General features: G+C 72.9%; 8 protein-coding genes. 4 read left to right on the top strand and 4 right to left on the bottom strand.

The window, feature by feature from the left end; translation table 11 throughout:
- Both OG978_RS05815 and OG978_RS05810 read left to right on the top strand, forming a co-directional pair.
- Window positions 1-9,966, top strand: a complete 9,966-nt coding sequence (locus OG978_RS05815; protein WP_326764150.1) for a non-ribosomal peptide synthetase — start codon at window positions 1-3, stop codon at window positions 9,964-9,966.
- On the top strand, window positions 9,963-11,363 hold the full coding sequence (locus OG978_RS05810) for an MDR family MFS transporter (RefSeq protein ID WP_326764149.1): 1,401 nt from the start codon (window positions 9,963-9,965) through the stop codon (window positions 11,361-11,363). Before OG978_RS05815 ends, OG978_RS05810 begins: the two co-directional genes overlap by 4 nt.
- Before the next feature lie 20 nt (window positions 11,364-11,383).
- On the opposite strand, the gene OG978_RS05805 is transcribed toward OG978_RS05810, so the two are convergent.
- Entirely contained in the window at window positions 11,384-11,536 is a 153-nt protein-coding gene (locus tag OG978_RS05805; protein WP_326770315.1) for a hypothetical protein, read from the bottom strand.
- Between OG978_RS05805 and OG978_RS05800 the strand changes: the two genes are divergently transcribed.
- Entirely contained in the window at window positions 11,469-12,167 is a 699-nt protein-coding gene (locus tag OG978_RS05800) for a molybdopterin-binding protein (protein ID WP_326764148.1), read from the top strand. The genes OG978_RS05805 and OG978_RS05800 overlap by 68 nt on opposite strands.
- Here OG978_RS05800 and OG978_RS05795 read toward each other — a convergent pair.
- Complete coding sequence (locus tag OG978_RS05795; protein WP_326764147.1) at window positions 12,145-14,478, bottom strand: FdhF/YdeP family oxidoreductase; 2,334 nt, start codon at window positions 14,476-14,478, stop codon at window positions 12,145-12,147. The two genes, OG978_RS05800 and OG978_RS05795, sit on opposite strands and share 23 nt — an antisense overlap.
- Window positions 14,479-14,775: 297 nt before the next feature.
- On the opposite strand from OG978_RS05795, the gene OG978_RS05790 reads away from it, so the two are divergent.
- The gene (locus OG978_RS05790) at window positions 14,776-15,411 is read left to right on the top strand and encodes a DUF1345 domain-containing protein (protein WP_326769945.1); all 636 of its coding nucleotides are present in this window, start codon (window positions 14,776-14,778) and stop codon (window positions 15,409-15,411) included.
- Window positions 15,412-15,463: 52 nt separating this feature from the next.
- Here OG978_RS05790 and OG978_RS05785 read toward each other — a convergent pair whose 3' ends face one another.
- Window positions 15,464-17,674 carry a HelD family protein gene (locus OG978_RS05785; protein WP_326769944.1) on the bottom strand — a complete coding sequence of 737 codons (2,211 nt, stop codon included), beginning with the start codon at window positions 17,672-17,674 and terminating at the stop codon, window positions 15,464-15,466.
- Window positions 17,675-17,853: 179 nt separating this feature from the next.
- Window positions 17,854-18,942, bottom strand: coding sequence for a GH25 family lysozyme (locus OG978_RS05780; protein ID WP_326764146.1), 1,089 nt, complete (start codon window positions 18,940-18,942; stop codon window positions 17,854-17,856).
- Window positions 18,943-18,957 lie beyond the last annotated feature (15 nt).

Raw genomic sequence — 18,957 nt, 5'->3', positions numbered from 1 at the left:
TTGAGCACCGCAAGCGTGTCGTCGGACGGCCTCCTCGCCCTGACCAGCGCCCAGTTGGGCATCTGGAACGCGCAGCGCCTCGAACCCGACTCGCCGTACTACCTGGTCGGCGACGTGGTGGAGATATCCGGCAGCGAGCCGGTCGACGTGGACGCGCTGGCGGAGGCGGTCCGGGCGACCACCGAGGAGGCCGAGACCCTGCGACTGCGGGTGTACGACACGCCGGACGGGCCACGCCAGGCGGTGAGCGAGGAGCCGGTCGCGCTGCCCGAGGTGGTCGACGTCAGCGGCGCGGCCGATCCGGTGGCCGCGGCCCAGGCGCTCGTCGACGCCGAGCGAGGGCGGGCGGCCGAGGCCTGCCGGGGGATGGTGGACCGGGCGCTGTACGCACGCACCGTCATCAGGCTGTCCGACCGCGAGGTCTGGTACACCCAGCTCGGCCACCACCTGGTCTTCGACGGTTACACCGCCGCGATGCTCGCCCGCCGCACCGCCGCCCGCTACACCGCGCTGGTGCGCGGGACCGAGCCGCCGCGCTCGACTTTCGGCGGGTTCGCCGGCCTCGTCGCCGCCGACCGGGCCTACCGGGACAGCGACCGGTTCGCCGAGGACCGCGCGTACTGGGTCGAGCGGTTCACCCCGCTGCCCGACCTCGGTGACCACGACACCGCCGCCGGTTTGCCCGGCCGCACCCTGACCGCCCGCGCCGTCGTCGCGCCCGACGAGACCGCCCGGCTGCGCGCGTTCGCAGACCGGGAGGGCGTCACCTGGGGCGAGGCGCTGATCGCCGGCTACGCCGCCTTCCTGCACCGCATGCTGGGCCGCACCGACGTGGTGTTCGCGCTGCCGCTGATGTGCCGGGCGGGCTCGACCGAACTGCGCACCCCCGCCATGGCGGTCAATGTGCTGCCGCTGCGGGTGACCGTGCGCGGCGGGGACGGACTCGGGGAACTGAGCCGACGGGTCGCCTCCGCCATGCGCGAGATGCGTGAACACCAGCGGTACCGGGGCGAGGACCTGCCGCGGGACCTCGGAGTGCCCGGCGCGGGCGCGCTGCTGCACGGGCGCGGGATCAACCTCAAGGCGTTCGACCTGGCGATCGACTTCGCCGGGGCCGGCGGTGTGATGCGCAACGTCGCGGGCGGTCCGCCGGAGGACATGGGCCTGAGCGTCCTGCCGACCCGTGACGGCGGGCTGCTGCTCGGCTTCGAGGTCGACGACCGCTCCAAGGACCAGGCCGCGGTCGACAGCCTGCTGTCCGGGCTCCGGGCACTGCTGTCCGGGCTGACCGACGGCCTGCCCGTCGGACGGATCGCCCTGGCCGACGACGTGGACCGGCTGCTCACCGACTGGTGCCCGCCCGCGCTGCCCGGTACGCCGGTGGACGTGCCGACCGCGTTCGACACGATGGTCGCCGCCGGCCCTGGGCGCGCGGCCCTGGTGTGCGGTGACGACCGGCTGTCCGCGGCGGACCTGGCGGGCCGGGTGCACCGGCTGGCCCGTGTCCTGCGGGCCCGCGGGATCGGGGCCGACGACGTGGTGGCGCTCGCACTGCCGCGCTCGGCCGACTCCGTGGTCGCCCTGCTGGCGGTACTGGACGCGGGCGCCGCGTTCCTGCCCCTGGACGCCGCACACCCGCCCGAGCGGCTGCGCGAACTGATCGACGACACCCGCCCCGTGCTGGTACTGACCACCGGCGCGGTCGACGGGCTGCCCTGGAACACCCTGCTCGGCGAGGCCGCCGGACTGTCCGACGCCCCCCTGACGGCCGATGAGCTGGCCGAGCCCCGGCACCCCGAGCACCTCGCGTACGTCATCCACACCTCCGGGTCGACCGGACGCCCCAAGGGCGTACTCGGCCGGGTCGGCGGCCTGGCCGCGCTGCTCCACCACCAGCGGTCGACGGTCGTCGCGGAGGCCGAGCGGGCCGCGGGCAGGCGGCTGCGCGCCGCCCACACCTACTCGTTCGCCTTCGACTCCGCCTTCGACCACCTGGTGTGGCTGCTGTGCGGGCACGAACTGCACGTCTACGACACCGAGACCGCCCGCGACGCCGACGCCCTGCTCGCCGCGTACGCCCGCGACGGCATCGACATCGTGGACACCACCCCGTCGATGGCCTCGCCCCTGGTCGACGCCGGCCTGCTGGACCGGCGGCCGACGCTGCTGGTCCTCGGCGGAGAAGCCACACCACCCGCGCTGTGGCGGCGGGTCGCCGAGTCGGGGATCACCGCGCGCAACATGTACGGGCCGACCGAGGCGACCGTGGACAGCACCACCGCCCGGATCGACGGCGACGAACCGACGATCGGCCACCCCCTCGCGGGCACCCGGATCTACGTGCTGGACAGCGCGCTGCAGCCGGTGCCGCACGGCACGGCGGGCGAGCTCTACCTGGCCGGGCCGCACCTGGCCCGCGGCTACCTCGGCAGGCCCGGGGCGACCGCCGAACGCTTCGTCGCCGACCCGTTCGGAGCGCCGGGCGAGCGGATGTACCGCACCGGCGACCTGGCCCGGTGGGTGCCCGGCCGGGGCCTGGAGTACCGGGGCCGGGGCGACGGACAGGTCAAGATCCGCGGTCACCGGGTGGAGACCGGCGAGGTCGAGGCGGCGCTCGCGGCGGTGCCCGGGGTCACCGCGGCGGCCGCCGCGGTGCGGTCGTCCCGGCTGGTCGGCTACGTCGTGTCCACCTCGGTCACCGGGGACGAGGCGCGTGCCCACCTGGCCGAGCGGCTGCCCGAGCACATGGTGCCCGGCGCGGTGGTGGTGCTGCACCGACTGCCGGTCACGCCCAACGGCAAGCTCGATCGCGCCGCCCTGCCCGCACCCGCGCTGCCCGGCGGCGGCCGGGAGCCGAGCACCGAGCGGGAGCGGCTGCTGTGCTCGGTCCTCGCCGAGGCGCTCGACATCGAACGGGTCGGCGTGGACGACGACTTCTACGCGCTGGGCGGGGACAGCATCACCGCGATCACCGTCAGCAGCAGACTGCGGGCGGCGGGCCTCGGACTGCGGCCCCGGGACCTGCTGGCGCGCCGCAGCTTCGCCGCTCTGGCAGCCTCCGCCGAGCTGTTGGAGGATGCTGACGAGCCGGTGGACGACCCGGTCGGGTCGGTGCCCGCCCCGCCGATCGTGCGCGGCCTGCTCGACCCGCATCCCGACGTGGACGTCGTCGCCGGATACGCGCAGTGGACCGCCCTGCGGGTCGACGGACTCGACCACGACGACCTGGTCACGGGCGTGCAAGCCGTGCTCGACCACCACGACGCACTGCGGCTGCGGGCAGCCGACGGCCTGGAGACACTGCCCCGCGGCATGGTGCGGGCCGCGGTCGGCGAGTTCCACGGAGAGGACGTGACCGCCCTGGCCGGTCGGCTGGCGGGCGAACTCGATCCGCGGTCGGGCGACCTGCTGCGAGCGGCCCTGCTCCGTACCGGCGACGACACCTTGGACCGGCTGGTCATCGTCGTCCACCACCTCGCCATGGACGGCGTGTCCTGGCGCATCCTGCTGCCCGACCTCCACACCGCCTGCACGGGCGGCACCCTCGATCCGGTCGGCGCCTCCTGGCGGCGGCACGCCCTGCTCCTCGCCGATCAGGGGGAATCCGGCGCGCGGCGCGGCGAACTCGACCACTGGCGGACCGCGCTCGGCTCCGCTTCCCGGCTGGGTGCCCGGCCGCTGGACCGGACGCTGGACACGGTGTCGACCGCCCACCGGTCGGTCACCGTGGCCTCGGCCGAGGCCACCGAGGCGCTGCTGACCACCCTGCCCGCGGCGTACCGCGCCGGTGTCGACGAGGTGCTGCTGGCCGCGCTGGTGCTCGCACTGCGGGGCTGGGGCCTGCGCGGCGACGCGGTGACCGTCTCGATGGAGGGCCACGGCCGCGAACACCTCGACCTGTCCCGCACCGTCGGCTGGTTCACCAGCGAGTACCCGGTGCGCGTGCCCGCCTCCGACGACGTGGGGCAGGCACTGCGCGCCGCCAAGGAGGCCCGGCGCGGCGTCCCCGACGGCGGTGTCGGATACGGCGTCCTGCGCCACCTCGACCCGGAGGCCGGCAGCGAGCTCGCGGCCACCCCGCCACCGGACGTGCTGCTCAACTACCTGGGCCGGTTCGCCCCGTTGTCCGGAACCGGATGGAGCCTGCCGGAGCACGACGCCTTCTCGGTGATCGAGCCCGGCGCCAAGGCCCTGGAACAGGTGCTGGCCCTCAACTGCTTCGTCCACGAGGAGGGTGAGCCACGGCTCGCCGTCGAGTGGACCGCCGCGACCGGGGTGCTCGGCACCGACGCCGTGGACGCCCTCCAGCAGGCCTGGGCCGCGGCGCTGGACGCGTTGGCCGCGCACGCGCTCCACACCCCCGGCGGGCTCACCCCGTCGGACCTGCCCCTGGTCGACCTCGACCAGGCCGCCATCGACGCCCTCGAACGCACCGGCCGCATCACTGACGTACTGCCCGCCACACCCCTCCAGGTCGGGCTGTCCTTCCACACCCTGGTCCGCGACGACCACGACACCGACGTCTACGTCGTCCAGGCCGTGACCACCCTGGCCGGCGAGCTGGAGCCGGAGCGGATGGCCGAGGCCGCACGCGAACTGCTCCGCCGCCACCCCGCCCTGCGCGTGTACCTGGGCACGGCCGGCGACGACGTGGTGCAGGTGATCCCCGCCGATGTCGCCCTGGACTGGCGGGAGGACGACCGGTTCCCCGAAGCGGCCCGCGCCGATCTGGAGCGCCCCTTCGACCCGGCCCGGCCGCCGCTGATCCGCTTCCTGCTCTCCCGTGTCGGGCCCGCCGAACACAAGCTGGTGATCACGAACCACCACGCCCTGCTCGACGGCTGGTCGATGCCGCTGGTCGGCCGCACCCTGCTCGCCATCTACGCCGAGCTGAGCGGCGGCCCCGCCGCCCCCGCCGCCCCGCCGCTGCCGGAGTACTTCCGGTGGCTGGCGGGCCGGGACCGGGAGGCATCGCTCGCCGCGTGGCGGGACGCGCTGGCCGGCGTCGACGACGCGACGCGGCTGGCACCCGCGAGCACCGGGACCGGCGTCGAGCGGCCCGGCCGCGAGACCGTCGGGCTGGGCCGCGAGTTCAGTGACCGGTTGCGCGCGTTCGCCCGCGAACAGGGCGTAACGCTGACGACGGTGCTCCAGACGGCGTGGGGCCTGCTGCTGGGCAGACTCACCGGGCGCCGCGACGTCGTGTTCGGCTGCCCGGTGTCCGGGCGGCCCGCCGAGGTCGACGGAGTGGAGTCGATGATCGGCCAACTCGGCACCACGATCCCGGTACGCGTCCGGCACACCCAGGACCGGACCGCGCGGGAGCTCATGGCACAGGTGCAGGCCGAGAGCGTCGCACTGGCCGAGCACCACCACGTCGGACTGCCCGAGATCCAGCGGGCCACGGGCATCGGCGAGCTGTTCGACACGATGCTCGTCATGGAGAACTTCCCGCTCTCCAGCCGGAATCGCACTCCGCTCGCCCCCGGGCTCGACCTGGCCGGGGTGGACATCACCGACGCCACGCACTACGCGCTGACCGTCATCGTGATCCCGGACGAGGAGATCACCATCGGCCTCGGCTACCAGCCGCGCGCCTTCGCCGCGGCGACCGTGCGCGACTACGGCCGCTGGCTGCACAACCTCCTGCGGGAGATCGTCGACGACCCGGCCCGGCCCGCGCTCCGGCTGCCCGCGCTCGACCCCGACGAGCGGGCGCGGATTCTGCGCACCGGCACCGCCGCCGTCCCCGCCAGGGCACGCGGCCACTGGCTGGACGAGTTCGCCGCCCAGGTGCGCCGCAGGCCCGACGCCGAGGCACTGGTCTGCCGCGACCGCAGCCTGAGCTACACAGAGTTGGACCGGCAGGCCAACCGGGTCGCCCACGCGCTGATCGAGCGCGGGGTAAGGCCCCAGGACACGGTCGCGGTCCTGCTCGGACGCGACATCGAGATGACCGTGGCACTGTTCGGCGTGGCCAAGGCGGGCGCCGTGTACGTACCGATGGACGCGAGCTACCCGCGGGAGCGGCTGGCCTACATGTTCGACGACATCGCCCCGGCAGCCGCCGTGACGACCGGCGCCGAACTGCCCGTGGACCGCGGGATCCCGGTACTGCGGCTGGACGACCCGGCCACCCTCGCCTCCGTGCCGGACACCGACCCGGCCGAGGCACGCGCCAGGCTCACCGAGGACGCGCTCGCCTACGTCATCTACACCTCCGGCACCACCGGGCGGCCCAAGGGCGTCGGTGTGACCCACCGGGGCGTGCCCGACCTGATCGCGCTGCAGGAGGAGGTCGTCGGGGTCACCGAGCACGACCGGTACCTGCACTTCGCGTCGACCGGCTTCGACGTCGCGTTCTGGCAGACCATGGTGCCACTGCTCTCCGGCGGCACGTCCGTGATCGCGCCCGAGGAGGTGCGCGTACCCGGCGACGAACTGCTCGACTACATCGTCGAGCACCGGGTGACCGGAGTGAACCTGCTCCCGTCGTTCCTGGCCGCGATGCCCGACGACCGCACCGTCGACCCCGACGTGTTCTTCGTCGTCGGCGCCGAGCGCCTCGACCCCGAGCTGGCGCGACGCTGGGGCGCGGGCCGCAGGGCGCTGTTCAACGCCTACGGGCCGACCGAGGTCACGATCAACTCCACGACCTGGCACTACGATCCGGACGACGCCGGGCCGCTGCCGATCGGCCGCCCCGACCCCAACGCCCGTGCCTACGTCCTCGACGGCGGGCTCCAGCCGGTCGGCGTCGGCGTGACGGGCGAGCTGTACCTCGGCGGGCCGAGCCTGGCCCGCGGCTACCTCGGCCGCCCCGGTCTGACCGCCGCCGCGTTCGTGGCCGACCCGTTCGGCCCGCCGGGCGAGCGGATGTACCGCACGGGCGACCTGGTGCGGTGGCGGCCCGACGGACAGCTGGTCTTCCTCGGCCGCGCCGACCACCAGGTCAAGGTCCGCGGCTTCCGGGTCGAGCTGGGCGAGATCGAGTCCGCGCTGACCGGCCACCCCGACGTGCGCGCCTGCGCCGTGATCATGCGGGAGGGCAGGCTCGTCGGCTACGTCATCCCGACCGACGACGCCGACCTGGACACCGCGCGGGTGCGCGAGTACCTGGCCGGGGAGCTGCCGGACCACATGGTGCCGACGGCGCTCGTGCCGATCGACCGGCTGCCGCTGAGCCCCAGCGGCAAGCTCGACTCCGCCGCGCTGCCGGCTCCCGAGACCGCGGCCGCCGCGCGGCGCGAACCCGCCACCGAGGCCGAGGCATTGCTGCTCGGCGTGTTCCGGGACGTCCTGGGCACCGAAGAAATCGGCCCCGACGACGACTTCTTCGCCATCGGCGGGGACAGCATCGTGTCGCTGCAAGTGGTGTCGCGGGCCCGGCGCCGAGGGCTCGGACTGAGCGCGCGGGACGTGTTCGAGGGAGCGACGGTCGCCGGGATCGCGGCGCGAGCGCGCGCCCTCGACGGAGGTGAGGCACCCGCGGTCGGGGACGCGCCGCTGACCCCGGTCATGCGGAACCTGCTGCGCCGCGCGGGGGCCGCCGCGGACGGATTCTGCCAGTGGGTGGAGATCTGCGTCCCGCCGGGCGGCGACGAGACGACCTGGCGGGCCGTGCTCGACGCGCTCCTGGCCCGTCACGACGTACTGCGGGCCCACCTGGCCGGCGACGTGCTGCGCATCCCGCCGGTCGGCGCGGTGACCGGTGCCGAGGTGCTGACCCGGGTACGGGCGGCGGGCGACCTGCGGGCCACGGTCGACGCCGGGATCGCCGCGGCCCGGGAGTCGATGGACCCGCGCACCGGTCCTCTGCTGCGCGTGGTGTGGGTGGACGCCGGACCGGACCGGCCGGGCCGCCTCGTCCTGATCGCCCATCACCTGGTCGTCGACGGTGTGTCCTGGCGCGTCCTGCTGGACGACCTGGAGCACGCATACTCCGGTGGACCGCTGACCCGGCACGGCCAGTCGTTCCTCGGCTGGGCGCGTTCGCTGCGCGACGCCGACCGGCGGGCCGAACTGCCGCACTGGCAGCGGGTGAACGCCACCCGGGCGCTCACCCGCCCGCTCGACCCGGCGCGGGACACCGTGGCCACCGCGACGCACCACGAGATCCGGCTCGACGCCGACTCGACCCGCGCCCTGATCACGACCCTGCCGGCCGCCTACCGCACCACGCCGGACACCGTGCTGCTGACGGCGCTCGCCCAGGCGGCACGGGCCTGGCGCGGGACCCCGGAGGTGCTGGTCGCGCTGGAGAGCCACGGCCGCCCGCGGCAGGTCGACCTGTCCCAGACCGTCGGCTGGTTCACCGCCGTCCACCCCGTGCAGCTCGACGCGGGCGACGACGTGAAGGCGGTCAGGGAGCGGCTGCGCGCGCAGGGCGACGGCCTCGGCCACGGCATTCTCACCGCGGCGGGCCTGCTGGACCCGGTGGAACCGGAGATCGCCTGGAACTACCTCGGCCAGTACCCCGGCGCCCCGGACCGGGAGACGCCGTGGCAGGCACCCCCGGACGCCGACCCGCTCGGCTCGAACGGCTCCGACGCGATGCCCCTGCCGTACAGCCTGATGGTCAACGCCCTGGTACGCGACGACACTCTCGGGGTCCGGATCACCTGGCCGTCCGCGCTGTTCACCGCCGCCGAGATCGAGGACCTGGCCGAGCACCTGCGGACCGCGCTCCTGCGTGTAGCCGCCGCCCCGGAGATCGGCGCGCTCGACCGCGACCGCCCGGTCGCCGACATGCAGCCGCTCACCCCGTTGCAGGAGGTGATGCTGCGGCACTCGCGCACCGAGCGCCCCGACCCCTACACCGTGCAGTCGGCGTTCTCCCTCGCCGGCCCGCTCGACACCGACGCCCTGCGCGCCGCAGGCGCCGACCTGCTGGACCGTCACCCGAACCTGGGCGCCGTGTTCCCCGCCGACCTGGCGGTGATCCCCACGTCGCCCCGGCCGGAGTTCCGCGTGGCCGACGGGCCGACCGAGGAGGTGCTGGCGGCCGACCTGGCCGAGCCGTTCGATCTCGCTCGGGGCCCGCTCTTCCGCCTGACCTTGATCCGGCGCGGCCCCGACCGCGCCGACCTGGTCCTGACCAGCCATCACGTGCTCTCCGACGGCTGGTCGGCCCCGCGCATCCTCACCGAGCTGTTCGCCCTCTACACGGCGAGGGTCAGCGGCGGGGCTCACGGCCTGCCCGCCCCCGTGCCGTTCGCCGACTACCTGCGCTGGTGCGCCGACCACGAGCCCGACCTCGGCGCCTGGGCGGCCGAACTGGACGGTCTGCCCGAGGGCGACTACCTGGGCCGTGCCGAACCCGGTCCGGCATGGCAGGAACCCGAAGTCATCGAGTTCGACGCGGCACTGGTGGCCGACCTCACCGGCCTCGCCGCCCGGCGCGGTCTGACCGTGAACACGCTGGTGCAGGGCGCGTGGGCGGTGCTGCTCGCACGGCGGTCCGGCCACACGGACGTCTGCTTCGGCGCCATGGTCTCCTGCCGTCCCCCGGAGCTGGAGGGCGTGGAGGAGATCATCGGGCTGCTGGCCAACACCGTTCCCGTACGGGCACGGCTCGGCGGCACACTCGCCGACACGCTCGCCGGCCTGCAGGCCCGGCAACGGGCACTGGTCGAGCACCACCACGTCGCCCTGTCCGACCTGGAACGGCTGACCGGGCGGCGCAGGCTGTTCGACAGCATGGTGGTGTTCGAGAACTACCCGGTCGACCCGGATCGCCTCCGTGAACCCGCCCCAGGGCTCACGGTCGTCGGCACCCGCTTCCGTGAGGCCACGCACCACCCGGCGACCCTGACGGTCATGCCGGACGGGGACGGCTGGACCGGAGTGCTCGCCCACCGGGCCGGAATCGACGTCGACGGGCTGGCCGAGGAGCTGCTCGACCTGCTCCGCACCCTGGACAAGCACCTCGACGCCGACGTGCTCGATCTCCTGGAGGGACGATGAGCGCGAAAGCCGCGCCGCCCGGCGAGCGGGTGGACGGACAGCTGCTGCGGATCGCGTTCATCCTGGTGCTCGGCACCTTCATGGCCACGCTGGACGCCACGATCGTCAGCGTCGGCATCGACAGCCTGACCGAAGAGTTCGGCGCCACCGTCGCCGAGATCCAGTGGGTCACCACCGCCTATCTGCTGGCCGTCGTCGCCGCCGTGCCCGCGTCCGGCTGGCTGGCCGACCGGTTCGGCGGCCGGCGGACCTGGCTCGCCGCCGTGGGCGTGTTCCTGCTCGGCTCGGTTCTGTGCGCGTCGGCCTGGTCGGTGACCAGCCTGATCGTGTTCCGGGTGATCCAGGGCCTCGGCGGCGGGCTGCTGCCCGCGACCGGGCAGGCGCTGCTGGCCCGCATCGCGGGCCCCGCCCGCACCGGGCGGGTGATCAGCGTCGTCGCGGTCGTCCCGCTGCTGTCACCGGTGTTCGGGCCGCTGGTCGGCGGCTCCGTCCTCGGCGTGGCGTCGTGGCCGTGGCTGTTCCTGATCAACCTGCCGATCGGTGTGGCCGCGGCCCTGCTCGCCCGCCGCCACGTGCCGGCGGTGCCGCCCTCGACACGGCGGACGGCGTTCGATCTGCGGGGCGCCCTGCTGCTCTCGCCCGGCCTGGCCGTGCTGGTGTTCGGGCTGACCGAGGTCGCCCACGACCGCACCCTCCCGGCCACGGTCGGCGTGACCGCGGGACTGGCGATGCTGGCCGGCTTCACCGTGCACGGGATGCGGACCCGCCGCACGCCGCTGATCGACCCCCGGCTGTTCGCCCGGCCACCCTTCGGCGCCGCCGCCGTCGCCCTGCTCGTACTGGGCGCGTCGGTGTTCGGCACGATGTTCCTGCTGCCGCTGTACTTCCAGACCGGCCGCGGAATGTCGGCGTGGGAGGCCGGACTGCTGCTCGCCCCCCAGGGGCTGGGCGCGGCGGCCGGGTCGGTGCTGGTCAACCGCACCATCAGCAAGGTCGCGCCGCGGACCCTGGTGGTCACCGGCATCGTGCTGATCCTCGCGGGTACGGTTCCGTTCACCCAGCTCGGCCACGGGGTCCCGGACGCCGTGATCGCCTCGGCGCTGGTGGTACGCGGCTTCGGGATGGCCATGGTCGGCGCGCCCGTGATGAACATCGTCTACAGCCGCATCGAGCCCGAGCACCTCCCGCGTGCGTCCGGAGCGCTCAACCTGCTCAACACGGTGGGCGGTTCGGTCGGCACCGCCGCCCTCGCCGTGGTCCTGCAGAACCGGCTGTCCGCCCGCGGCCCGGACATCTCCGCGGCGTTCGGCGACACCTTCTGGTGGGTGCTCGGTTTCTGCCTGTTCGCCGCCGTCGGGGCCACGAGACTGCCCCGGACCCAGGCCAGCAAGCCGTAGCCGTGGCCGTAAGCCGTCGTCTACTGCGGTCCGGGGTCCGGGGGGAGGCGCTCCGGAGCGGCGGCCACATCGGTGCGGCGGGCGACCTCCATGAGGGCGCGGGCCATGACCGAACCCGGCTCCCGGGCGGTGGTCACCAGCCCGACCGGGACCGTCCGGGCGGGCTCGGTCATCGGCACCGCCCGCATGTGCGGCGCGCCCCGCCGCCTGGTCGTGGAACTGCTGGTCCTCGGCGACGAGTTGCTGGAGTCCGGCCTCCCCGGGGACGGCCGGGTCCGCGACGCGCTCTGCCCGCTCCTGCAGCCGTGGCTGCGAGGCTGCGGCGCGGAAGTGACCGGCCGCCGCCTGGTGTCGGACGACCTCGGACCTCTGCGCGAGGCCGTACGCGACTCCCGTGCCGATGTCGTGCGCTGGGCAGCGTCATCGGGATCGTCATCGCGCTGGGCTGTGCGCTGCTGGTGGTCCATGACCATGCGGCGGTCCGGGCGGAACGCGCGCTGGCCGCGTGCACGGAGGCGTCCGAACACGCGGAGCGCGCACTGGACGACCGCCTGGAGCCGTCGTTCCCGGTTTCCAGATCTACCTGGCGGCAGCCGTGGTGGAGTTGCGCGAGGCCGACGACGCCGCGACGGACGAGCTCTGGCCGGCGGAGATCGATCCCACCGAACTCGCCGCCGCGGAACAGCGGGCCCACGTCCTCCTGGAGCGGTTCGTCCGGTGGCGGCGAAGCGGTGCCCGGCGCCGCCCGCGCGCCCCTCGCTGCCGCCCGTGCGCTGCCCGCTCAGGCCGCGGGGCCGATGGTGACCTTGACGTGTTTCATGATCGGCTGGTCGCTCTGGGAGCTGTAGTCGCCGAGCGCGCACAGCACGTTCATTTCCGGCATGTAGCCGGCCGCACAACCGCGAGGGATGTCGTACGGGATGGCGAGGTAGCCGTTGAGGGACCGCTGACTGCCGTCCTTGGCGGTGCTTTTGATGTCGACGGGGCCGAGGTCGGCGATACCGCGTTCACGCATGTCGGCCCGGTTCATGAAGACGAGCGTGCGCAGGTTCTTGATGCCGCGGTAGCGGTCGTTGTCGGAGTAGATGGTGGTGTTCCACTGGTCGTGCGACCGCATGGTGCACAGCGCCAGGGTGCCGGGGGCGGGAACGACGTCGGGCAGGGCGGCGGCGGAGAACTCGGCGCGTCCGGACGGGGTCAGGAAGACCAGTTCACGGGCGGGCTGCTTGATACGGAAGCCCAGAGGCAGGCGCACCCGGCGGTTGAAGTCCTCGAAACCGTCGAGGACCCGGGCCATGGTGTCGCGGATCCGGTCGTAGTCCTCGATGTACCACTGCCAGGGCGTGGCGCTGTCGGGCAGGGCGGCGCGGGCCATGCCGGCGACGATGGCCGGCTCGGACAGCAGGTGCGACGAGGCGGGGCGTTTCATGCCGATGGACAGGTGGACCATGCTCATCGAGTCCTCGACGGACGTGCTCTGGACGCCCTTGCGCTGACGGTCCTTCTCGGTACGGCCGAGGCACGGCAGGATGAGGGCCCGGCGGCCGTGGACGAGGTGGCTGCGATTGAGCTTGGTGCTCACCTGGACGGTGAGTTCACAGGTGCGCAGCGCCGCGTAGGTGGCCGGGGTGTCGGGTGCCGCGAGGGCGAAGTTGCCGCCCATACCGACGAACACCTTCACGTCGCCGCGCTGCATCGCCTTGATCGTATTGACGGTGTCCAGACCGTGCTCACGGGGCGGCCGGATCTTGCAGACCTCGGCGAGGCGGTCCAGGAACTCGTCGGCGGGGCGGTGATCGATGCCGCAGGTCCGATTGCCCTGGACGTTGCTGTGCCCCCGCACGGGGGCGGGGCCCGCGCCTTCCCGCCCCAGATTGCCGCGGAGCAGAAGCAGGTTGACGATCTCCCGTACGGTGTCCACGCCGTGCTCGTGCTGGGTGAGCCCCAGGCACCAGCTGACGATGGAGCGGTCGGCCTCGCCGTACACACGCGCCGCCTTGAGGATGTCGGCGCGGCCCAGCCCGGACTGCGTCTCGATCTCCTCCCACGAGGTGGCCTCGCACAGCGCGCGGTACTCCTCGAAGCCGTCGGTGTGCCGGTCGATGAACTCCCGGTCCAGCGCCTTGGGATCGGATTCGGACTGCTCCAGGATCGCCTTGGCCATGCCGCGCAGCAGAGCCATGTCGCCGCCGATGCGCGGTTGCAGGTTGAGGGTGCTGGTCCGGGTCGTCTTGAAGAGGGCCATGTCCGTGAAGTCGTGGGGGACGATGGTGCGTGTGGCCGCTGCCTCGACGAGCGGATTGATGTGCACGATCTGTGCGCCACGGTGGTACGCCTCGGCGAGGGCGGTGAGCATCCGGGGCGCGTTGGAAGCGGCGTTGACTCCCAGGATGAACAGGGCGTCGGCGGACTCCCAGTCCTTGAGGTCGACGGTTCCCTTGCCGGTGCCCAGGGATGCCTGCAGGGCTCGGCCGCTGGCCTCGTGACACATGTTGGAGCAGTCCGGCAGATTGTTCGTGCCCAGCTCACGGGCCATCAACTGGTAGAGGAACGTGGCCTCGTTGCCGAGCCGGCCGGAGGTGTAGAACGATGCCTGATTCGGGTCGTCGAGCTCACGCAGGGTGCTGCCGACCAGCTCGAACGCGTCCTTCCAGCTGATCGGGACGTAGTGGTCCGACTCGGGGTAGTAGACCATCGGCTCAGTCAGCCGGCCCTGGTTCTCCAGGTCGTAGTCGCTCCACCCGGACAGCTCGGTCACCGAGTGGGCGGCGAAGAACTCGCGCCCGACCCGCTTGCGGGTCATCTCCCAGGTGACGTGCTTGATCCCGTTCTCGCAGATGTCCAGGTGCAGGCCCTTGGTGTCGTCCGGCCACGCGCATCCGGGGCAGTCGAACCCGGTGTTCTCGTGGTTCATCCGCATGATGGCCCGCGGACCGTCGACCAGGGCGCCCTCGCGCACCAGGAAACGGCTCACACTCTTGGCCGCGCCCCAGCCCGCGGCGGGGTGGTGGTAGGGGCGGAACTCCGGATCGCCCTCGGGGGCGGGACCGACCGCGGGCTCCAGGGGCTGCTGCTCGTCTTGGTTGGCGCTCAAGGCCTTCAACCCTTCCGCCATTCGAGCGCGAGGTGAAAAACGATCCTGAGGTGAAAAGAACCTGAGGTGAAGAACGATCCTTTCGGGCAGGCTATGCAGGCGGATCCGCACCTGCCACTCGGCTTCCGCCGGTGCGGTACGCGGACCGCGGCCGGGGGAGTTCTGGGCAGGGTGCGCCCGTGGTGCTGCCGGGCTGCACCACGGCGCGTGCGCGGATAGTCTGCGATGTACTTTTTTGTTCGCCCTGTGTCTCAAGGGCGGCATCCCGGCCGGGCACGGTGATCCACCGAGCCATCGAGGTGGTCACCCGTGACGTCCATGAACCATCGGCCGGCGCTCTCCGCCGTTCCCCGGCTCCTCGGCTCCGCGATCGCCGGCACGGTGATCGGCGTGGTCACCGGTGTACTGGCCCACGCGCCGCTGGGAGTGCTCGCCGGAATCGCCGCGGCGGAGACGATCTTCGTGGTGACGGGATGGCTGGTGCTGTGGCCCATGGACGCGGCCACCACCCATCACAACGTCCGCCGCGAGGAGTTCCGGCCCGTCCTCGAAGAGCTCGTCGTCGTCGCGGCCGCCCTGTGCGGACTGGTCGGCATCGTGGTGCTGCTCCTGGTCGGCCGCTCGGACCTGAGTCACGTCGCGGCCGCGACGGCGCTCTGCGGCGTGTTCATGGCCTGGGCGTCGCTCCACCTGGTGTACGCCACCCGCTACGCGTACCTCTACTACCTGCCGTCCGAAGGCGGGATCGACTTCAACTCCCAGGACCGGCCGAAGTACGTCGACTTTCTCTACTTCAGTTACAACCTCGGGATGACCTACCAGGTCTCCGACACCGACGTCTCCAGCTCCACCATCCGCGCGATCGCCCTCCGGCACTGCCTGCTGTCCTATGTGTTCGGCGCGAGCATCCTGGCCACCACGATCAATCTCGTCGCCGGGATCGTCACGAGCTGATGCCGCGGCACCCACGGCCGGGGCCGCCCGGGGGTGCCGTGCCCCGACACCGTCAGCGCAGCGCCTCGGGCAGCTCCTCCCGGTGGACGATGCCCAGGCGCCGCGTGGCACGGGTCAGAGCCACGTACAGGTCGCCGGCCCCGAACCCGGCGGGCTCCACGACCAGTACATGGTCGAATTCGAGCCCCTTGGCCTGCCGCGGACCGAGCAGTACCACCGGCCGGGTCAGATCCGGCTCGGCACCGGCCGTGACCCCGTCCAGCGGAGCCGCGATCTCCTCGTGGAGCGCCTGCGGCGCGATCACCGCGAGGCGTCCCTCCTCGGGCGTCAGCTCCGCGACCGCCTGCGCCACGGCACCCGCCAGATCCTCCCCTGCGTCCCGCGTCCACGGCACCTCGCCGGTGGACCGCACCGAGCCGGGCGGCTCGAAGGAAGGGTCCTCGGCCCGTACGACCCGGGCGGCCAGCTTCATGATCTCGGCGGGCGTGCGGTAGTTGACCTTGAGCTGGACGTGTTCGAAGCGGTCACCGACGTACGGCTCCAGGATCTTCTCCCACGAGCCGACACCGGCCTCCTCGGAGGTCTGTGCCGGGTCGCCGACGAGGGTCATCGAGCGCGTCGGCGAACGGCGCATCAGCAGCCGCCACGCCATCGGCGACAACTCCTGCGCCTCGTCGACGATGATGTGCCCGAACGCCCAGGACCGGTCCGCGGCGGCGCGCTCGGCCGCGGTGCGGTGATCGTCCTCCTCCTGCCGCTCCGCCATCCGTTCGGCATCGACGATGTCGTGGGCGGCGAGGACCTCGGACTCCTCGTCCTCGAACTCGTACGTCTCCGAGCCCCTCGAAAGCTCCAGCACGCCCTGCGCGTACGCGATCCGCTCCTGGCGCTCGGCCTCGGCCGCCGCCCGTTCGGCACTGTCGTCGACCCCGAGGAGTTCCGCCGCCTCGTCGAGCAGCGGAACATCGGCGGGGGTCCACGTCCCGTCGCCGGGCGTGCGTCGGATGGCTTCGGCGTCCTCGTCCGGTACGTGCACGGGGTCGGCCAGATAGTCGGTGAGGAATCCCTCCGGGGTGAGGGCCGGCCACAGCTCCTCGATGGCGGAGTGCACCTCCTCGGCGGCCGCGACGCCCTTGCCGAGCTGGGCGATGTCGTCGGGGCCGAGGAGGTTGGGACCGCCGTACGGGTCGGCGCCGATCCGCTCGGTGAGCTGCGAGGTGAGGGCGTCGATGATCCGGAAGGCGAAGTACGGGCGGGCGAGATTGTGCGGCAGGCGGGTGTCGCGGGCCGCCTGCCGGGCTTCGTGGGCGATTTTCCGGTCGAGTACGAGATCCCCGTCGTCGTGCGGGAGGACCAGGGGTGCGCCGGGTTCGGGCAGCTGCTGCCGGTCGCGGACGGCGAGGGCGAGCGCCTCCGCCATCCGCTCACCACCCTTGACGGCGGCGGCGCGGGGCGTGTCGGTGCCGCGGGCGTGGACCCCGGGGAAGAGTTCGGCCTGCGTGGCGAGGAGGGCGCCGGTCTCGCCGAGCGCGGGCAGCACCTCGCCGATGTAGTGCAGGAAGGCGGGGTTGGGGCCCACGATCAGGACAGCGCGCCTGGCGAGCAGCTCACGGTGCTCGTACAGCAGGAAGGCCGCCCGGTGCAGCGCCACCGCTGTCTTGCCGGTACCGGGGCCGCCCTCGACGACGAGGACCCCGCGGTGCGGGGCACGGATGACGCGGTCCTGCTCCGCCTGGACGGTCCGCACGATGTCGCCCATGCGGCCGGTGCGGGCGGAGTTCAGGGCGGCGAGCAGCACGGCGTCGCCGCTCGGGTCCTCGAAGCCGGTGCGCTCCCGGTCCCGGAGGTCGAGGATCTCGTCGTGCAGTTCGGTGACGGCGCGGCCCTCGGTGGTGATGTGTCTGCGTCGGCGCAGCCCCATGGGGGTGTGACCGGTGGCGAGGTAGAAGGGGCGGGCGACCGGCGCACGCCAGTCGATCAGCAGAGGCGTGTGCGCGGTGTCGTCCTCGCGGATGCCGATACGGCCGATGTGGTGCGCGGCGCCGTCGGAGAGATCGATGCGGCCGAAACACAGCGAGCCGTCCACCGCGTTCAGGGCGGCCAGCAGACCTGAGCGTTCGGCGACGAGCACATCGCGTTCGAGACGGGCCTGCAGGCCGGTCCCGACCGGTGTCAGCGCGTCCTCGACGTCCCGCGCGGCGACTCCGCGCAGGGCATCGACACGGTCGTAGAGCCGGCCGATGAATTCCTGTTCCTTCTGCAATTCGGCGCGTTCCCGATTTGACAAAATGGCTCCCTGCCGGATACGGTGTTTCTTAGTGGCCCCCGGTGTGGGGCCTTTTCTGTGGGCACACAGAAACACTCAATATACCCGGGAAAATCCCCGGCCCGCATTACGGGCCGGGGATTTTCTTTGCTGTCGGTACCGTCGGTCCCCTGGTTTCAGTCCCAGCGGTCCTGGTTGATGAAGCGGCTGAAGCCCCGCCAGGAGCTGGGTCCCATCACGCCGTCGATGGGTCCGGTGTAGCCGTGTGCGGCGGCCAGTCGTTGGACCGCGGCCCAGGTGTTGGGTCCGGGTGCGCCGTCCACGGGTCCGGTGTAGCCCCAGTTGCGCATGTTCCGCTGGAGCGCGGCGTAGGTGTTGGGGCCCGGGATCCCGTCGATCGGGCCGGTGTAACCGGACTCGATCCGCAGCCAGTTCTGCGTCCGCTGCCACATCACGGGACCGGGAACACCGTCCTGCTCCGTCGCCGTCTTCGGCAAGGGGTCGTCCCCGGGGAGGGGCGGGTCGGTCGGCTCGGTCGGGTCGAATGCCCAGGGGCGGGCGAGGTTGAGATCGACGGGAGAGATGCCGCCGACGGAGCCCACGGAAGCGTACTGGTGGGCGGCCCAGTCGGGGTAGCGGCCGCCGAGGTCGGGCGGGCCGGGCCAGGTGCCGTCGTTGGCGCCCCAGGAGGCCGCCCAGAGGTGGGCGCCGGCGGCGACGGTGCGGGGCCAGGTGCCGGAGCGCAGCGCGCTCGTGCTGATGTAGAACCAGGGCACGTACGTGCCGACCCGTTCCCGCACCCGGTTGAACCAGGCGGACACGTCCGTGTCGTCCCACAGGCGGGTCGAGTCGTCGAGCACCTCGACGTCCAGCGCGAGCACGTCGCCGGTGCGGTAGTCGTGCAGATGGTCCACGAAGTAGTCGGCGGCGGCGGTGGGGGCGAGGAAGTCTCCCGACAGCCAGTAATGACCCACCCGCAGGCCCGCGGCGCGGGCCCCGTCGACATGGCCGGGATAGGAGGACGAGGTGTAGGGGCCCTCGGCGAGCTGGCACCCCCCGGCCTTGGCGATGACGAAATGCAGGCCCTCGGCGGCGGCGCGGGCGTAGTCCATGCCGGCCTGGTAGTTCGAGACGTCCACGCCCCGCAGTTCGTCGGCCTCGGCGGGGGTCGGCCCGGGGGTGGCCACGGCGCTGGTGGCCGTGATGATTCCGGCCGGGGTCAGGGCTGTCGCCACAGCTCCGCGGATCAGGGTTCTCCTGCGCATGTCTCCTCCGGTGGG

It is taken from the genome of Streptomyces sp. NBC_01591 (assembly GCF_035918155.1).
GTDB lineage: Bacteria > Actinomycetota > Actinomycetes > Streptomycetales > Streptomycetaceae > Streptomyces.
This window is presented reverse-complemented; position numbering and strand designations above follow the sequence as displayed.